We start from the raw sequence: 16513 nt of genomic DNA, 5'->3' as shown, positions 1-16513 counted from the left end.
AGCTGCATCACTACGAAGACCCGCGCGCGGCGTCGATCGAAGCCCTGAAGATCGTCCAGAAGGAACGTGGCTGGGTGCCTGATGGCGCGCTCTACGCCATCGGCGAGATCCTCGGCATCCCGGCGAGCGACGTTGAAGGGGTGGCGACGTTCTATAGCCAGATCTTCCGTCAGCCGGTCGGCCGTCACATCATTCGCGTCTGCGACAGCATGGTCTGCTACATCGGCGGCCATGAATCGGTAGTCAGCGAAATCCAGAGCAATCTGGGCATCGGCCTGGGTCAGACCACCGCCGACGGTCGTTTCACCCTGCTGCCGGTCTGCTGCCTCGGCAACTGCGACAAGGCGCCGGCGTTGATGATCGACGATGACACTTTCGGTGATGTGCAGCCTGCCGGCGTTGCCAAATTGCTCGAGGGCTACGTATGACCCTGACTTCCTTCGGTCCTGCCAACCGCATCAAGCGGTCGGCCGAGACTCACCCGCTCACCTGGCGCCTGCGTGACGACGGCGAAGCCGTATGGCTCGACGAGTACCAGGCCAAGAACGGTTACGCGGCTGCGCGCAAGGCTTTCGCCGACATGGCTCAGGACGACATCGTCCAGACCGTGAAAGACTCGGGTCTTAAAGGTCGCGGCGGTGCAGGCTTCCCCACGGGTGTTAAGTGGGGCCTGATGCCCAAAGACGAATCCATCAACATCCGCTACCTGCTGTGCAACGCGGACGAGATGGAACCGAACACCTGGAAAGACCGCATGCTGATGGAGCAACTGCCCCATCTGCTGATCGAAGGCATGCTGATCAGTGCTCGCGCGCTGAAAACCTACCGTGGCTACATCTTCCTGCGTGGCGAATACACCACCGCCGCCAAGCACCTGAACCGTGCCGTGGAAGAAGCCAAGGCAGCTGGCCTTTTGGGTAAAAACATTCTGGGCAGCGGCTTCGATTTCGAGCTGTTCGTCCACACCGGCGCCGGGCGTTACATCTGCGGTGAAGAAACCGCACTGATCAACTCCCTCGAAGGTCGCCGTGCCAACCCGCGCTCCAAGCCGCCCTTCCCTGCCGCCGTTGGCGTGTGGGGCAAGCCGACTTGCGTGAACAACGTTGAAACCCTGTGCAACGTGCCGGCGATCATTGCCGACGGCGTTGACTGGTACAAATCGTTGGCCCGCGAAGGCAGTGAAGACATGGGCACCAAGCTCATGGGCTTCTCCGGCAAGGTCAAGAACCCGGGCCTGTGGGAATTGCCGTTCGGCGTTACCGGTCGCGAATTGTTCGAAGACTACGCCGGCGGCATGCGCGACGGTTACAAGCTCAAGTGCTGGCAGCCAGGCGGCGCCGGTACCGGCTTCCTGTTGCCGGAACACCTGGACGCACAAATGTACGCCGGCGGCATTGCCAAAGTGGGCACCCGTATGGGTACCGGCCTGGCCATGGCGGTGGACGACAGCGTTAACATGGTGTCCCTGCTGCGCAACATGGAAGAGTTCTTCTCCCGCGAATCCTGCGGCTTCTGCACCCCGTGCCGTGACGGTTTGCCGTGGAGCGTCAAGCTTCTGCGCGCCATCGAGAACGGTGAAGGGCAAGCCGGCGATATCGAGACCCTGCTGGGTCTGGTCGGTTTCCTCGGCCCGGGCAAGACCTTCTGTGCTCACGCACCGGGCGCCGTGGAGCCGTTGGGCAGCGCAATCAAATACTTCCGCCATGAGTTCGAAGCCGGCATCGCGCCTACCAGCGCCGTCGTCCCGCCTCTGGCAAGGCCGATCGTAGTCGGCGCGTAAACGCTTAAAGAAGCGAAGGGTCCGTGCCCTTCGCTTTGTCGTGTGATGACGCCTTGAACGGCTGTGTTGATTCACGCGAATAACAAGATTCCATTAGCCACGCCCGCTGACACCGGGCCAACGAAGAACTTTGAACCATGGCCACTATCCACGTAGACGGCAAAGAGCTCGAAGTCGATGGGGCAGACAACCTGTTACAGGCATGTCTGTCGCTAGGCCTCGATATCCCTTATTTCTGCTGGCACCCAGCCCTTGGCAGCGTTGGCGCTTGTCGCCAGTGCGCGGTCAAGCAGTACACCGACGAAAACGACAAGCGTGGTCGGATCGTCATGTCGTGCATGACGCCAGCTACCGACGGCAGCTGGATCTCCATCGACGACGAAGAAGCGAAAGTGTTTCGCGCCAGCGTCGTTGAATGGCTGATGACCAACCACCCTCACGACTGCCCGGTTTGTGAGGAAGGTGGTCACTGCCACCTGCAAGACATGACGGTGATGACCGGCCACAACGAGCGCCGTTATCGCTTCACCAAGCGTACTCACCAGAACCAGCAACTGGGCCCGTTCATTTCCCACGAAATGAACCGCTGCATCGCTTGCTACCGTTGCGTACGCTTCTATAAGGATTACGCCGGCGGCACCGACCTCGGTGTATTCGGCGCGCACGACAACGTGTACTTCGGTCGCGTTGAAGACGGCACCCTGGAAAGCGAGTTCTCCGGCAACCTCACCGAGGTCTGCCCGACCGGAGTGTTCACCGACAAGACTCACTCCGAGCGCTACAACCGCAAGTGGGACATGCAGTTCTCGCCGAGTATCTGCCATGGCTGCTCCAGCGGTTGCAACATCTCCCCGGGCGAGCGCTACGGTGAACTGCGTCGCATCGAAAACCGTTTCAACGGTTCGGTAAACCAGTACTTCCTGTGCGACCGCGGCCGTTTCGGCTATGGCTACGTCAATCGCAAGGATCGCCCGCGTCAGGCATTGCTGGCCAACGGCGCCAAGCTGACGCTCGACGAAGCGCTGGATAAAGCGGCCGATCTGCTGCGCGGTCGCAACATCGTCGGCATCGGTTCGCCGCGTGCCAGCCTCGAAAGCAACTACGCGTTGCGCGAACTGGTCGGCGCCGAACACTTCTACTCCGGTATCGAAGCCGCTGAGCTGGAACGCATTCGTCTGGTCATGCAGGTGCTCAAAGACAGCCCTCTGCCGATTCCGAACATGCGCGACATCGAAGACCACGACGCGATCTTCGTCCTCGGCGAAGACCTGACCCAGACCGCTGCGCGTATGGCCCTGTCCCTGCGTCAATCGGTCAAAGGCAAAGCCGAAGACATGGCCGACGCCATGCGCGTTCAGCCTTGGCTCGACGCCGCCGTGAAGAACATCGGTCAGAACGCTCTGAACCCGCTGTTTATCGCCAGCCTGGCTGAAACCAAGCTCGACGACATCGCTGAAGAATGCGTTCACGCGGCGCCAGACGACCTGGCCCGCATCGGTTTCGCCGTGGCTCACGCCCTCGACGCCAGCGCGCCTGCCGTTGAAGGCCTGGACGCTGAAGCTCTTGAGCTGGCCAAGCGCATTGCCGACGCCCTGCTCGCCGCCAAGCGGCCGCTGATCATCGCCGGTACTTCCCTCGGCTCTAAAGCCTTGATCGAAGCCGCGGCAAACATCGCCAAAGCCCTGAAGCTGCGCGAGAAGAACGGTTCCATCAGCCTGATCGTGCCAGAGGCCAACAGCCTCGGCCTGGCCATGCTCGGTGGTGAGTCGGTCGACGCAGCCCTGCAAGCGGTGATTGACGGCAAGGCCGACGCCATCGTCGTGCTGGAAAACGATCTGTACACCCGTACCGATAAAGCCAAGGTCGATGCCGCCCTGAACGCCGCGAAAGTGGTGATCGTGGCGGACCATCAGAAGACCGCCACCAGCGATCGCGCGCACCTGGTTCTGCCAGCGGCCAGCTTCGCTGAAGGCGACGGTACGCTGGTCAGCCAGGAGGGTCGCGCCCAGCGCTTCTTCCAGGTCTTTGACCCGACTTACCTCGACGCTAGCATCATGGTTCACGAAGGCTGGCGCTGGCTGCATGCCCTGCGCGCCACCCTGTTGAACCAGCCGATCGACTGGACCCAACTGGACCACGTCACCGCTGCCTGTGCCGCAAGCACTCCGCAACTGGCCGGCATTGTCAGCGCCGCACCGTCCGCCGCGTTCCGCATCAAGGGCCTGAAACTGGCTCGCGAACCGCTGCGTTACAGCGGCCGGACCGCCATGCGCGCCGACATCAGCGTGCACGAACCGCGTACTTCCCAGGACAACGACACCGCGTTCTCGTTCTCCATGGAAGGTTACTCGGGCTCGGTCGAACCGCGTCAGCAAGTGCCTTTCGCCTGGTCTCCGGGCTGGAACTCGCCGCAAGCCTGGAACAAGTTCCAGGACGAAGTCGGTGGTCACATCCGCGCTGGCGACCCGGGCACCCGCCTGATCGAAAGCACCGGTGATTCGCTGAACTGGTTTGCCAGTGCTCCTCGCGCGTTCAACCCGGCTCCGGGCACCTGGCAGGTTGTGCCGTTCTTCCACCTGTTCGGCAGCGAAGAGAACTCTTCCAAAGCCGCGCCGGTTCAGGAACGCATCCCGGCCGCCTACGTGTCGCTGGCCAAATCCGAAGCCGACCGTTTGGGTGTCAATGACGGCGCCATGCTCAGTTTGAGCGTTGCTGGCCAGACCCTGCGTCTGCCGCTGCGCATCAACGAAGAGCTGGGTGCCGGTCTGGTCGCATTGCCGGCCGGTATCGCCGGCATTCCGCCAGCGATCTTTGGCAAATCCGTTGACGGTCTGCAGGAGGCAGCTCAATGACCTGGTTCACGCCTGAAGTGATTGACGTGATCATCGCGGTCCTCAAGGCCATCGTGATTCTGCTCGCCGTTGTGGTGTGCGGCGCGCTGCTGAGCTGGGTCGAGCGTCGTCTGCTCGCCCTCTGGCAGGACCGTTACGGTCCGAATCGCGTCGGCCCGTTCGGTGCGTTCCAGATTGCGGCCGACATGATCAAGATGTTCTTCAAGGAAGACTGGACCCCGCCGTTCGCCGACAAAGTGATCTTCACGTTGGCACCGGTCGTGGCCATGAGCGCCTTGCTGATTGCCTTCGCGATCATCCCGATCACCCCGACCTGGGGTGTGGCGGACATCAACATCGGCATCCTGTTCTTCTTTGCCATGGCCGGTCTGTCGGTCTACGCGGTGCTATTCGCCGGCTGGTCGAGTAACAACAAGTTCGCCCTGTTGGGCAGCTTGCGGGCCTCGGCACAAACCGTGTCGTATGAAGTGTTCATGGGCCTGTCGCTGATGGGCATCGTGATCCAGGTCGGCTCGTTCAACATGCGCGACATCGTTGAATACCAGGCGCAGAACCTGTGGTTCGTCATTCCGCAGATCTTCGGTTTCCTGACCTTCTTCATCGCCGGCGTCGCCGTGACTCACCGTCACCCGTTCGACCAGCCGGAAGCGGAGCAGGAACTGGCCGACGGTTACCACATTGAATACGCCGGCATGAAATGGGGCATGTTCTTCGTCGGTGAGTACATCGGCATCGTGTTGATTTCGGCGCTGCTGGTGACGTTGTTCTTCGGTGGCTGGCACGGTCCGTTCGGCATTCTGCCGCAGATCCCGTTCATCTGGTTCGCACTGAAAACCGCGTTCTTCATCATGTTCTTCATCCTGCTGCGCGCCTCGATTCCGCGTCCACGGTATGACCAAGTGATGGATTTCAGCTGGAAGTTCTGCCTGCCGCTGACCCTCGTCAACATGCTGGTGACCGCTGCGATCGTGTTGCTCAACACGCCCGCCGTCGCGGCTCAGTGAGGATAGAGAATCATGAAGTACATATTTGACATCGTGCATGGCTTCTTCACCCAGCTTCGCAGCCTGGTGATGATCTTCGGCCACGCCTTCCGCAAGCGCGACACGCTGCAATACCCGGAAGAGGCGGTGTACCTGCCGCCGCGCTTCCGTGGCCGTATCGTGCTGACCCGCGACCCCGACGGCGAAGAGCGTTGTGTAGCCTGCAACCTGTGCGCCGTGGCGTGCCCGGTTGGTTGCATCTCGCTGCAGAAAGCTGAAACCGAAGACGGTCGCTGGTACCCGGAGTTTTTCCGTATCAACTTCTCGCGCTGCATTTTCTGCGGCCTCTGCGAGGAAGCCTGCCCGACCACCGCGATCCAGCTGACACCGGATTTCGAGATGGCCGAGTTCAAACGTCAGGACCTGGTGTACGAGAAAGAAGATCTGTTGATCTCCGGCCCCGGCAAAAACCCTGATTACAACTTCTATCGTGTTGCAGGTATGGCGATTGCCGGTAAGCCAAAAGGCTCCGCGCAGAATGAAGCCGAACCGATCAACGTGAAGAGCTTGCTGCCTTAAGGAAGAAAGATGGAATTCGCTTTCTATTTCGCATCGGGTATCGCTGTTGTGTCCACGCTTCGCGTGATCACCAACACCAACCCCGTGCACGCCCTGCTCTACCTGATCATTTCGCTGATTGCCGTGGCGATGACGTTTTTCGCCCTTGGCGCACCGTTCGCCGGTGTGCTGGAAGTGATCGCCTACGCTGGCGCCATCATGGTGCTGTTCGTGTTCGTGGTGATGATGCTGAACCTGGGGCCCGCCTCGGTTCAGCAAGAGCGCGTCTGGCTCAAGCCCGGCATCTGGCTCGGCCCGGTCGCACTCGGCGCCCTGCTGCTGGTTGAACTGCTGTACGTGCTGTTCAGCGACGCCAGCGGTCAGGCCATCGGCCACACCACCGTAGACGCCAAGGCCGTGGGCATCAGCCTGTTCGGTCCTTATCTGCTGGTGGTCGAACTCGCCTCGATGCTGCTGCTCGCCGCAGCCGTCACGGCGTTCCACTTGGGCCGCAACGAAGCCAAGGAGCAATGACGATGCCTGCTATCCCTATGGAGCATGGTCTGGCGGTCGCCGGCATCCTGTTCTGCCTCGGTCTGGTCGGCCTGATGGTCCGCCGCAACATTCTCTTCGTGCTGATGAGCCTGGAGGTCATGATGAATGCCTCCGCACTGGCGTTCATCGTTGCCGGTAGCCGCTGGGGCCAACCGGATGGACAGATCATGTTCATCCTGGTGATCAGCCTCGCAGCCGCCGAGGCCAGTATTGGCCTGGCGATTCTGTTGCAGCTGTATCGCCGCTTCCACACTCTCGATATCGACGCTGCCAGCGAGATGCGCGGATGAATCTTCTCTATCTGACTTTCGTATTCCCTCTCATAGGTTTCCTGCTGCTGGCGTTCTCACGCGGCCGCCTCTCGGAAAACCTGTCGGCGCTGATTGGCGTCGGTTCCATCGGCCTGTCGGCCATCGTCACTGCTTATGTGATCTGGCAGTTCAACGTTGCGCCACCTGAAGGCGGTCACTACACGCAAGTGTTGTGGCAGTGGATGGCGGTGGAAGGCTTTACGCCTAACTTCGCGCTGTACCTGGATGGTCTGTCCCTGACCATGCTCGGTGTGGTGGTCGGCGTCGGCTTCCTGATCCACCTGTTCGCGTCCTGGTACATGCGCGGTGAAGCCGGTTACTCGCGCTTTTTCGCCTACACCAACCTGTTTATCGCCAGCATGCTGTTCCTGGTGCTGGGCGATAACCTGTTGTTCCTGTACTTCGGTTGGGAAGGCGTGGGCCTGTGCTCGTACCTGTTGATCGGTTTCTACTACAGCAACCGCAACAACGGTAACGCGGCACTGAAAGCCTTCATCGTGACCCGGATCGGCGACGTGTTCATGGCCATCGGCCTGTTCATCCTGTTCGCACAACTGGGCACGCTGAACATCCAGGAACTGCTGGTTCTGGCGCCACAGAAATTCCAGGCCGGCGACTTCTGGATGGTCATGGCGACCCTGATGCTGCTGGGCGGCGCTGTCGGTAAATCCGCGCAACTGCCGCTGCAAACCTGGCTGGCGGACGCGATGGCCGGTCCTACTCCGGTTTCGGCACTGATCCACGCCGCAACCATGGTGACCGCCGGTGTCTACCTGATCGCCCGTACTCACGGTCTGTTTGCCCTGGCGCCGGATATCCTGCACCTGGTTGGCGTCGTCGGCGGTGTGACCCTGGTACTCGCCGGTTTTGCCGCACTGGTTCAGACCGACATCAAACGTATCCTCGCCTACTCGACCATGAGCCAGATCGGCTACATGTTCCTGGCCCTGGGCGTGGGTGCGTGGGATGGCGCGATCTTCCACCTGATGACCCACGCCTTCTTCAAGGCGCTGCTGTTCCTTGCGTCCGGTGCGGTGATCGTTGCCTGCCACCACGAGCAGAACATCTTCAAGATGGGCGGTCTGTGGAAAAAACTGCCACTGGCCTACGCCAGCTTCATCGTCGGCGGCGCGGCTCTGTCGGCCCTGCCACTGGTCACCGCAGGCTTCTACTCCAAGGACGAAATCCTCTGGGAAGCGTTTGCCAGCGGCAACCACGGTCTGCTGTACGCAGGCCTGGTCGGTGCGTTCATGACTTCGCTGTACACCTTCCGCCTGATCTTCATCGCGTTCCACGGTGAAGTGAAGACCGAAGCACACGCCGGTCACGGCATCGCTCACTGGCTGCCACTGTCGGTGCTGATCGTGCTGTCGACTTTCGTCGGCGCGATGATCGTTCCACCGCTGCACGGTGTGCTGCCGGAAAGCGTCGGCCATGCCGGCGGCGAAGCCAAGCACAGTCTGGAAATCGCCTCGGGCGCCATCGCCCTGGCCGGTATCCTGCTGGCCGCGCTGCTGTTCCTCGGCAAGCGTCGTTTCGTCACTGCAATCGCCAACAGCGGCATCGGCCGCTTCCTTTCGGCCTGGTGGTTCGCTGCCTGGGGCTTCGACTGGATCTACGACAAACTGTTCGTCAAGCCCTACCTTGCGATCACCCACGGACTGCGCAAAGACCCGCTCGACCAGACCATCGGTCTGATCCCGCGTATGGCCAAAGGCGGCCACACCGCCCTGAGCCGTACCGAAACAGGTCAACTGCGTTGGTACGCGGCATCCATGGCTGCCGGCTCCGTGCTGGTCATCGGCGCCATCGTGCTGGTAGCGGTCTGATATGAACCTTGCGAACTTGCGAAAGGAATTGAGCCCGTCATGATTCTGCCTTGGCTAATCCTGATCCCCTTCATCGGCGGCCTGCTGTGCTGGATGGGTGAGCGCTTCGGCGCTACCCTCCCCCGCTGGATTGCGCTGTTGACCATGACCCTGGAACTCGCACTCGGCCTCTGGCTGTGGGCCCATGGTGATTATTCATTTGCTCCGGCCCCTGGCGCCGATCCGAGCTGGGTGCTTGAGTTCAAGCACGTCTGGATCGAGCGCTTCGGCATCAGCGTGCACCTGGCCCTCGACGGCCTGTCGCTGTTGATGATCCTGCTGACCGGTCTGCTGGGTATCCTCTCGGTACTCTGCTCGTGGAAAGAGATCCAGCGTCACGTTGGCTTCTTCCACTTGAACCTGATGTGGATCCTGGGCGGTGTCGTCGGCGTGTTCCTCGCCCTCGACCTGTTCATGTTCTTCTTCTTCTGGGAAATGATGCTGGTGCCGATGTACTTCCTCATCGCGCTCTGGGGTCACAGTTCTTCGGACGGCAAGAAAACCCGGATCTACGCGGCGACCAAGTTCTTCATCTTCACTCAGGCTTCCGGCCTGATCATGTTGGTGGCGATCCTGGGTCTGGTCCTGGTCAACTTCGACGACACCGGCGTGATTACTTTCAACTACGCCGACCTGTTGAAAACCAAGATGTCGCTGACCACCGAGTACATCCTGATGCTCGGCTTCTTCATCGCCTTCGCGGTCAAGTTGCCAGTCGTGCCGTTCCACTCCTGGTTGCCTGATGCTCACGCCCAGGCGCCGACGGCGGGTTCGGTCGACCTGGCCGGTATCTTGTTGAAAACGGCTGCTTACGGTCTGCTGCGTTTCGCCCTGCCGCTGTTCCCGAATGCCTCAGCCGAGTTTGCGCCGATCGCCATGACCCTCGGTCTGATCGGGATTTTCTACGGTGCGTTCCTGGCCTTCGCCCAAACCGACATCAAGCGTCTGATCGCCTACTCCTCCGTTTCCCACATGGGCTTCGTGTTGATCGGCATCTACTCCGGCAGCCAACTGGCGCTGCAGGGTGCGGTGATGCAGATGCTGGCACACGGTCTGTCGGCGGCGGCACTCTTTATCCTCAGTGGTCAACTGTACGAGCGCACCCACACCCGCGACATGCGTGAGATGGGTGGCCTGTGGTCGAAGATCGCTTACCTGCCGGCCGTCAGCCTGTTCTTCGCCGCCGCGTCCCTGGGCTTGCCGGGTACCGGTAACTTTGTGGGTGAGTTCCTGATCCTGATCGGCACGTTCCCGAGCACCCCATGGATCACTATCATCGCGACGTCCGGTCTGGTGTTCGGTTCGGTCTACTCGCTGATCATGATCCACCGTGCCTACTTCGGCCCGTCCAAATCGGACGCGGTGCTGCATGGCATGGATGGTCGCGAACTGATCATGGTGGTCGGTCTGGCAGCGTTGCTGATTTACATCGGCGTGTACCCGCAACCGTTCCTCGATACCTCTGCTGCGACGATGCATGGCGTGCAGCAATGGCTCGGCACCGCCTTCACTCAACTCGCTTCGGCCCGGTAAGAGCGCTATGGAATTCACGACTCAACACTTTATCGCGCTTGCGCCGTTGTTGATCACCAGCGCCACGATCATCGTGGTGATGCTGGCAATCGCCTGGCGCCGCAACCACTCGCAGACCTTCCTGATTTCCGTGGCGGGTCTGAACCTGGCGTTGCTGTCGATCCTGCCAGCCCTGAAAGTCGCGCCTCTGGCCGTGACTCCACTGCTGCAGATCGACACCTTCGCTTGCTTGTACATGGCGCTGATCCTGGTCGCCACCCTCGCTTGTGTGACCCTCGCCCACGCCTACCTCGGCGATGGCGGCTCGGGTTACCCGGGCAACCGTGAAGAACTTTACCTGCTGATCCTGATGGCCGCCGCCGGTGGCCTGGTGCTGGTCAGCGCGCAGCACCTGGCCGGGTTGTTCATCGGTCTGGAACTGCTCTCGGTACCGGTTTACGGTCTGGTGGCTTACGCCTTCTTCAACAAGCGTTCGCTGGAAGCCGGTATCAAGTACATGGTGCTGTCGGCCGCCGGTTCCGCGTTCCTGTTGTTCGGCATGGCCCTGCTCTACGCTGACTCCGGCAGCCTGAGCTTCGTCGGTATCGGCCAAGCCCTCGCGGCCACCGGCCTGCCAAGTTCGCTGGCGCAACTGGGCCTGGGCATGATGCTGATCGGCCTGGCGTTCAAGCTGTCGCTGGTGCCATTCCACCTCTGGACCCCGGACGTTTACGAAGGTGCTCCGGCACCGGTGGCCGCGTTCCTGGCCACCGCTTCGAAAGTCGCTGTGTTCGCAGTGATGGTGCGTCTGTTCCAGATCTCGCCCGCGGCGAGCAGCGGTGTACTGAGTGACGTGCTGACCATCATCGCCATCGCGTCGATCCTGTTCGGTAACCTGCTGGCACTGACCCAGAGCAACCTCAAGCGTCTGCTGGGTTACTCGTCCATCGCTCACTTCGGTTACCTGCTGATCGCCCTGGTGGCGAGCAAGGGTCTGGCCGTGGAAGCCATCGGCGTGTACCTGGTCACCTACGTGATCACCAGCCTCGGCGCGTTCGGCGTGATCACCCTGATGTCCTCGCCGTACAACGGCCGTGATGCGGATGCCCTGTACGAATACCGCGGCCTGTTCTGGCGCCGTCCGTACCTGACCGCCGTACTGACCGTGATGATGCTGTCCCTGGCCGGTATCCCGCTGACCGCGGGCTTCATCGGCAAGTTCTACATCATCGCTACCGGTGTCGAGTCGCACCAATGGTGGCTGGTCGGTTCCCTGGTACTGGGCAGCGCCATCGGCGTCTTCTACTACCTGCGTGTGATGGTCACCCTGTACCTGATCGAACCGAACCTGCGTCGCCACGATGCGCAACTGCACTGGGAACAGCGTGCAGGCGGCGTGATGCTGCTGGCGATCGCTGCACTGGCGTTCTTCCTCGGTCTGTATCCGCAGCCGTTGCTGATCCTGGTTCAGCAGGCGGGGTTGGCGGGTTGATCGCTTAGCGTTGCTGGGTAAAAACAGAAACGGCACCTTCGGGTGCCGTTTTTGCGTTTGTGGGATTTGTTACTACCAGCCTCCCCTACTTCTGCAATCCCCGAAAGCTCGCGCGGGATTGTCCGTTTCGTCCTACAGCCAGAACCAAGCACTTGGCTCTACCTTGGAGACCAGGACGAAAAGGATGGCTTCGATGCCTTGACCTATTCGATTATCGAGACAACACTATACGTAGGTAGCGTACAGAACATGGATGCTCTTTTTATCGAATTGCCTGCGTTCCAGAAACACCGAAACGACTATCTGGATGACGATCTGTTTCGCAGCTTTCAACTGGAGTTGCTGAAAAACCCTGAAGCGGGCGATCTCGTGGAAGGTACGGGCGGTTTGCGCAAAGTCCGCTTCTCCGACCAGCGACGAGGCAAAGGCAAGCGCAGCGGATTACGGGTGATTTATTACTGGTGGTCAGGTTTCGATCAATTCTGGCTGTTCACGGTGTTCAGCAAAAACGAGCAAGACGACCTGACGCCTGCCCAGAAAAAACTTTTCAGACAAACGCTGGATAGAGAAATCAATACGAGAACCCACTATGAAACGTGACATTTTTTCCGAACTGATGGAGGGCCTCGAAGCCTTGGCCGACGAGCGCCAAGGTAAGGTCACGCTGCGGAGCCACAAGGTTCAGTTGCCAAAACTTGTACCCATCACTGCCGAGGAAGTGGTAGCCATCCGCCAACAGCTCAACCTTTCCCGTTCGGTGTTCGCCATGTACCTGCGCACCAACACCCGGACGCTGGAAAACTGGGAGCAAGGGCGAGCTAAACCAAATGCTCAGGCGACAACGCTGATTCGGTTGGTTGAGCGCTTTCCCGAAACAGTGGAACGGCTCGCAGCGTTAACCTGAACCGACTCAAACACTACAGAAACGGCACCTTCGGGTGCCGTTTTGCATTTTTGGGTCCGAGCGCAGATTCGGCGGTAAAAAGTCGCTGACTCAACACGCCGTTTTGTTTGAAACGACTTTAAGCGCCATAGGAAAAATCGTTGCGCAAAGCATCCAAAGGACCACAAATCTCAGTCATCACGATTTAACTCCTCCATACCGCTGAAATCTCCGACACGTACATACGCTGAAATCGTTGGACGAGTATGTTTTGAAATACCGTCTTATTCAGCGCCCGCCCATTGACCACGATAAAAATCGTCAACCCGACAAATAATGTGTACGTATTTCATCTCCCCTTGAAAAATGACATTGAAACGTTCTGTCATTTTTGACCAACCCAACACCTGACTTATACATTTGCTCCGTGCTCGATACGGCACATCCAACTTCTAACAAAGAGAGTTTAATCATGGGTTACATGAGCAGCTGGAACGCCAACAAAGTGATCGATCTTGAACAACAGGAAGCCCCTACGGCAGAGCAAATCGAAGAGCTGCAACTGACTGAGGCTGAACAGGCCGAACTGGAAGCTGTATAAAAAACGGGGGGGCCACTGCCCCCCGTTTCTCAAGGGAATGGACAATGGACAGGTTCACAATAGCTGAACGAGAACTCAACCTGGAGCAGGCCGAGCAGAGGATTCATGCCGAACTGGATGGCTTGGGACTCAGCGTCGACACCCGCACACTTGGCCGGCAGATCGTCGCGGTCCATGTTTCTGTCAGCGCCACCGATCCACACCGTACCGCCAGAGGATCGGGTAAAGGTTACCTGCAACACGCCCGTGTCGGTGCGCTTTATGAAACGCTGGAACATTATTTAAGTGACCCGTTCAATACTTCCGATATTCACTATGTAGCCCCTCGGTATTTTTCCAATACGCCACTATTTGCCGACGATACTGTCCTTGCACATATCGTCAAACAACCCAATGCCTTAACAGGCTGCCGAACGTATACGAGCGTTCTAAATCACACTTCATTTTCTTATCCGGTCGCTCTGAGCACTCCCGGATACTCACGGCAGACGCTGGAACAAGACACAACGAACTATGGCGCACTGCAGCGTTATGCCAGTAATAGTGGAACGGCTATTGGCGCAAGTTATAACGAGGCGGTCTTGCATGCGGCCAATGAATGCATAGAGCGTGATGCACTTTCGTTGTTTCTACTGAAACACTTTTACTACGAAGTCCACCCTCCCTTGCGCCGCGTCGCGCGTATGTCCCCTCAAGACGCTCTGGGTCGGCTATGGCTGGACGCCGAAGCGGAGATCGGCGCCGAGATTATCCTTGTCGACATCAGCACTGAATTTCTTGCGCGAACCTTTCTGGCCTTTTCAACCGCATCTTGCGCCCAGCCACGAGTCTTCGGCACCGGTTGCTCGATCAGTGCCCGGCATGGTGCCTGGCGAGCGCTAACCGAACTGGTGCAGTTGCATCACTCGGCCTCGGAGCCTGAACTGAGAGACTATCTGAGTAACGCACAACGCCATCTGACTAAATTCCCTCGCCTTTTGCGCTGCCTGCGATTCGATCTGTATCCACTGTTGAACCTGTGCGAGCAGCAAACGGTGATCTTGCCCGCTGCCCCCGATGAGCCGCCATTGGCCGAGCAGATTGGGCTTCTGGCCGAGGACCTGCACCGGCATGGGCGCACGCTGGGCATTGCACAGCTTCATCAGACCGAACTCGGGACCACGCTAGTCAATGTCGTCATTCCGGGGCTGGAGCGTTTTTTCGTTGTTTCCAGCGGCAATGTGGTGATCCCGCAGGCGCGGGGGCGGCGACTGGAAAACAGGCATGGAGTGCCGGCATGAACCCTCGATTCGATACGAGCGACTCCCTTCGAGAACAACGGCTGGCTGATACCTTCGCCCATTCCTTTGCATCCCCGGGCGAACTCAATCGCTACATCGAGCCCTTGGGGCCAGGACTGCACCATCTCTTCGTTTTGCGTATTAATGACCGCAACTGGGTAGGCCGAAAAGTCCTGCAACCTACTGAACCTGACGGCTGGCACATCAACAGCCTGCTAAGGCCCTGGATGTTGCTCGGCCCGCTGGCTCAACTGCATTGGGGTAATGAAGGTGCAGTGATCTCTTTTCGAGGGGTTACCCCGCAAGAAAAGGAAATGGCTTTCCACATCGCGCAGACTCAGCCGGACAGCGAAATCTATTTCCCGTTTCCTGCCACTGATGACACAGGGCAGGAGTTTGTATGCCCGTCCGAATACTGGCAGTGCACTGAGTCGCTCGTCACACAGCTGGATGCCGACGAAAGTCACTTTCGCCAGCATTGTGCAGTCTTGCTCAAAACGATATCGAGCGCCGGCACAGTGATCCATGATCCGGCGTGTTCGACTGGCGAGTTCATTGCGCACCTGGCCCGCGAGCTCCCGGATCGTCGTTGTCTGGGCTCTGATCGATCGGTTTCGATGATCGAGCACGCCAAAATTCGTCATGGCACCTCATCCGCCGAGTTTTACCTGGCCGATGCCCGCAACGCCGCCTCAACCGGCGTTAAATGTGATGTTCTGATACTGCGTTTCCTCAATGCCGAAGTGATGACTCGCACCGACGCGCAGCAAACATTGCACGATATGGCACCGTGCGTGAATCCGGGAGGCACGATTATCATTTTCGGTCATACGCCAGTATTGATCGCTGTTCCCTACATGGCCCAGCTACTAAAACTGCAGCTGATTTCCAGCGTAGCGGCCCGCCCTGGGCACAGGGAATTGTTCCAGTTCTATAGGCTGAGGGTTCCCCTCTGATGGCTGCCTTCCTGAACAAAGGCTACTACCCAACCGGCGACGGCCACCATCTCTACTGGGAGCGGCACGGTACACCGGGCAGCGAACCGATATTTTTCCTGCACGGTGGCCCGGGTGGTCGCTGTACTCCCCATCACCTTGAGTTCTTCGATCTGCGATGTTTCGACATCATTGTGTTCGACCAGCGTGGCTGCGGGCGCTCCCACCCCCTTGGCGAACTTCAGCACAACAACACCGGACTATCCATTGAAGACATCGATGCCCTGCGTCGGCATTTTGGTTTCGACAAAATCAGCTTGCTGGGCGTTTCATGGGGAAGCTGGCTGGCCATTCAATACCAGCAGCGCTATCCCGAGGCCGTTCTGAAAACCACGCTGGTCTCGGTGTTTGTGCCGTTTTCGGCGAATGTCAGTGCCTACGATAAAACCTTGAGCGAAGGCTTATCTGAAATAACCAATGGCTCCAGCGGCAACAGTGCGCGAGGTATCTACCAGATACTGAGCCATGGTTGCGAGGTACAACAGCGTCAGGCAGCCATCCATTGGCTGCGGGCCATTTTGCAATTGAACGGGCAATCAATGGGTTTGCGCGCACTCGAAGACTTCGTCAATGAGGAGGCCGTGCGCGCCATCCGGATGGAGTTGCATTACCACGTTAATCGTTACTTCTTCACATCGCTAGACGAGAGTCTTTCGCTCGACGCCAATACCCTGGTGATACAAGGCATCAGGGACACCTTCGGCATGTCCAGCGTACGCTGGCTTCGCCAGCGCCAGAACATCCATTGCCGGCTGCTCCACGCCGGACACAACGCCTTCGACCTCCCGATACTGAAAGCCGTGCAGCAGTCACTGAAACGTGAAAGTGACCGTTAACAAAAAC

The 16513-nt window shown here is 59.1% G+C and carries 16 protein-coding genes; all 16 read left to right on the top strand.

Going from position 1 to position 16513, the window contains the following annotated elements; all coding sequences use genetic code 11:
* The coding region (nuoE, locus tag ACIQU2_RS14310; protein ID WP_403141724.1) for an NADH-quinone oxidoreductase subunit NuoE at positions 1–428 on the top strand (428 nt) is incomplete at its 5' end.
* Complete coding sequence (gene nuoF / locus ACIQU2_RS14305) at positions 425–1780, top strand: NADH-quinone oxidoreductase subunit NuoF (RefSeq protein ID WP_008146041.1); 1356 nt, start codon at positions 425–427, stop codon at positions 1778–1780. The genes nuoE and nuoF, both read left to right, overlap by 4 nt.
* Positions 1781–1917: 137 nt before the next feature.
* The gene (nuoG, locus tag ACIQU2_RS14300; protein ID WP_403141720.1) at positions 1918–4632 is read left to right on the top strand and encodes an NADH-quinone oxidoreductase subunit NuoG; all 2715 of its coding nucleotides are present in this window, start codon (positions 1918–1920) and stop codon (positions 4630–4632) included.
* Entirely contained in the window at positions 4629–5636 is a 1008-nt protein-coding gene (gene nuoH, locus ACIQU2_RS14295; RefSeq protein ID WP_008146046.1) for an NADH-quinone oxidoreductase subunit NuoH, read from the top strand. Before nuoG ends, nuoH begins: the two co-directional genes overlap by 4 nt.
* A gap of 12 nt (positions 5637–5648) precedes the next feature.
* A complete protein-coding gene (gene nuoI / locus ACIQU2_RS14290) occupies positions 5649–6194 on the top strand; it encodes an NADH-quinone oxidoreductase subunit NuoI (RefSeq protein WP_218570730.1) in 546 nt (181 codons plus the stop codon).
* Between the two features lie 9 nt (positions 6195–6203).
* Positions 6204–6707 (top strand): NADH-quinone oxidoreductase subunit J, encoded by a 504-nt coding sequence (gene nuoJ / locus ACIQU2_RS14285; RefSeq protein ID WP_095631557.1) that lies wholly within the window; start codon positions 6204–6206, stop codon positions 6705–6707.
* A gap of 2 nt (positions 6708–6709) precedes the next feature.
* On the top strand, positions 6710–7018 hold the full coding sequence (gene nuoK, locus ACIQU2_RS14280) for an NADH-quinone oxidoreductase subunit NuoK (protein ID WP_133838688.1): 309 nt from the start codon (positions 6710–6712) through the stop codon (positions 7016–7018).
* The gene (gene nuoL / locus ACIQU2_RS14275; protein WP_403141714.1) at positions 7015–8868 is read left to right on the top strand and encodes an NADH-quinone oxidoreductase subunit L; all 1854 of its coding nucleotides are present in this window, start codon (positions 7015–7017) and stop codon (positions 8866–8868) included. Before nuoK ends, nuoL begins: the two co-directional genes overlap by 4 nt.
* Positions 8869–8907: 39 nt before the next feature.
* Positions 8908–10440, top strand: a complete 1533-nt coding sequence (gene nuoM / locus ACIQU2_RS14270) for an NADH-quinone oxidoreductase subunit M (RefSeq protein WP_403141710.1) — start codon at positions 8908–8910, stop codon at positions 10438–10440.
* 7 nt (positions 10441–10447) lie between these two features.
* Positions 10448–11911, top strand: a complete 1464-nt coding sequence (gene nuoN / locus ACIQU2_RS14265; RefSeq protein ID WP_283180873.1) for an NADH-quinone oxidoreductase subunit NuoN — start codon at positions 10448–10450, stop codon at positions 11909–11911.
* A gap of 249 nt (positions 11912–12160) precedes the next feature.
* Complete coding sequence (locus ACIQU2_RS14260) at positions 12161–12511, top strand: toxin (RefSeq protein ID WP_403141734.1); 351 nt, start codon at positions 12161–12163, stop codon at positions 12509–12511.
* The gene (locus ACIQU2_RS14255; protein WP_347805083.1) at positions 12501–12815 is read left to right on the top strand and encodes a transcriptional regulator; all 315 of its coding nucleotides are present in this window, start codon (positions 12501–12503) and stop codon (positions 12813–12815) included. The genes ACIQU2_RS14260 and ACIQU2_RS14255 overlap by 11 nt, the downstream gene beginning before the upstream one ends.
* Positions 12816–13266: 451 nt before the next feature.
* On the top strand, positions 13267–13395 hold the full coding sequence (locus ACIQU2_RS14250; RefSeq protein WP_256667330.1) for a hypothetical protein: 129 nt from the start codon (positions 13267–13269) through the stop codon (positions 13393–13395).
* 44 nt (positions 13396–13439) lie between these two features.
* Positions 13440–14675: a YcaO-like family protein gene (locus tag ACIQU2_RS14245; protein WP_403141703.1), complete on the top strand. Its 1236-nt coding sequence runs from the start codon at positions 13440–13442 to the stop codon at positions 14673–14675.
* Entirely contained in the window at positions 14672–15631 is a 960-nt protein-coding gene (locus ACIQU2_RS14240; protein ID WP_403141699.1) for a class I SAM-dependent methyltransferase, read from the top strand. Before ACIQU2_RS14245 ends, ACIQU2_RS14240 begins: the two co-directional genes overlap by 4 nt.
* On the top strand, positions 15631–16506 hold the full coding sequence (locus ACIQU2_RS14235) for an alpha/beta fold hydrolase (RefSeq protein WP_403141696.1): 876 nt from the start codon (positions 15631–15633) through the stop codon (positions 16504–16506). The genes ACIQU2_RS14240 and ACIQU2_RS14235 overlap by 1 nt, the downstream gene beginning before the upstream one ends.
* Positions 16507–16513: the final 7 nt, after the last annotated feature.

Source organism: Pseudomonas sp. NPDC098740 (genome assembly GCF_044760065.1).
GTDB lineage: Bacteria > Pseudomonadota > Gammaproteobacteria > Pseudomonadales > Pseudomonadaceae > Aquipseudomonas > Aquipseudomonas rossensis.
This window is presented reverse-complemented; position numbering and strand designations above follow the sequence as displayed.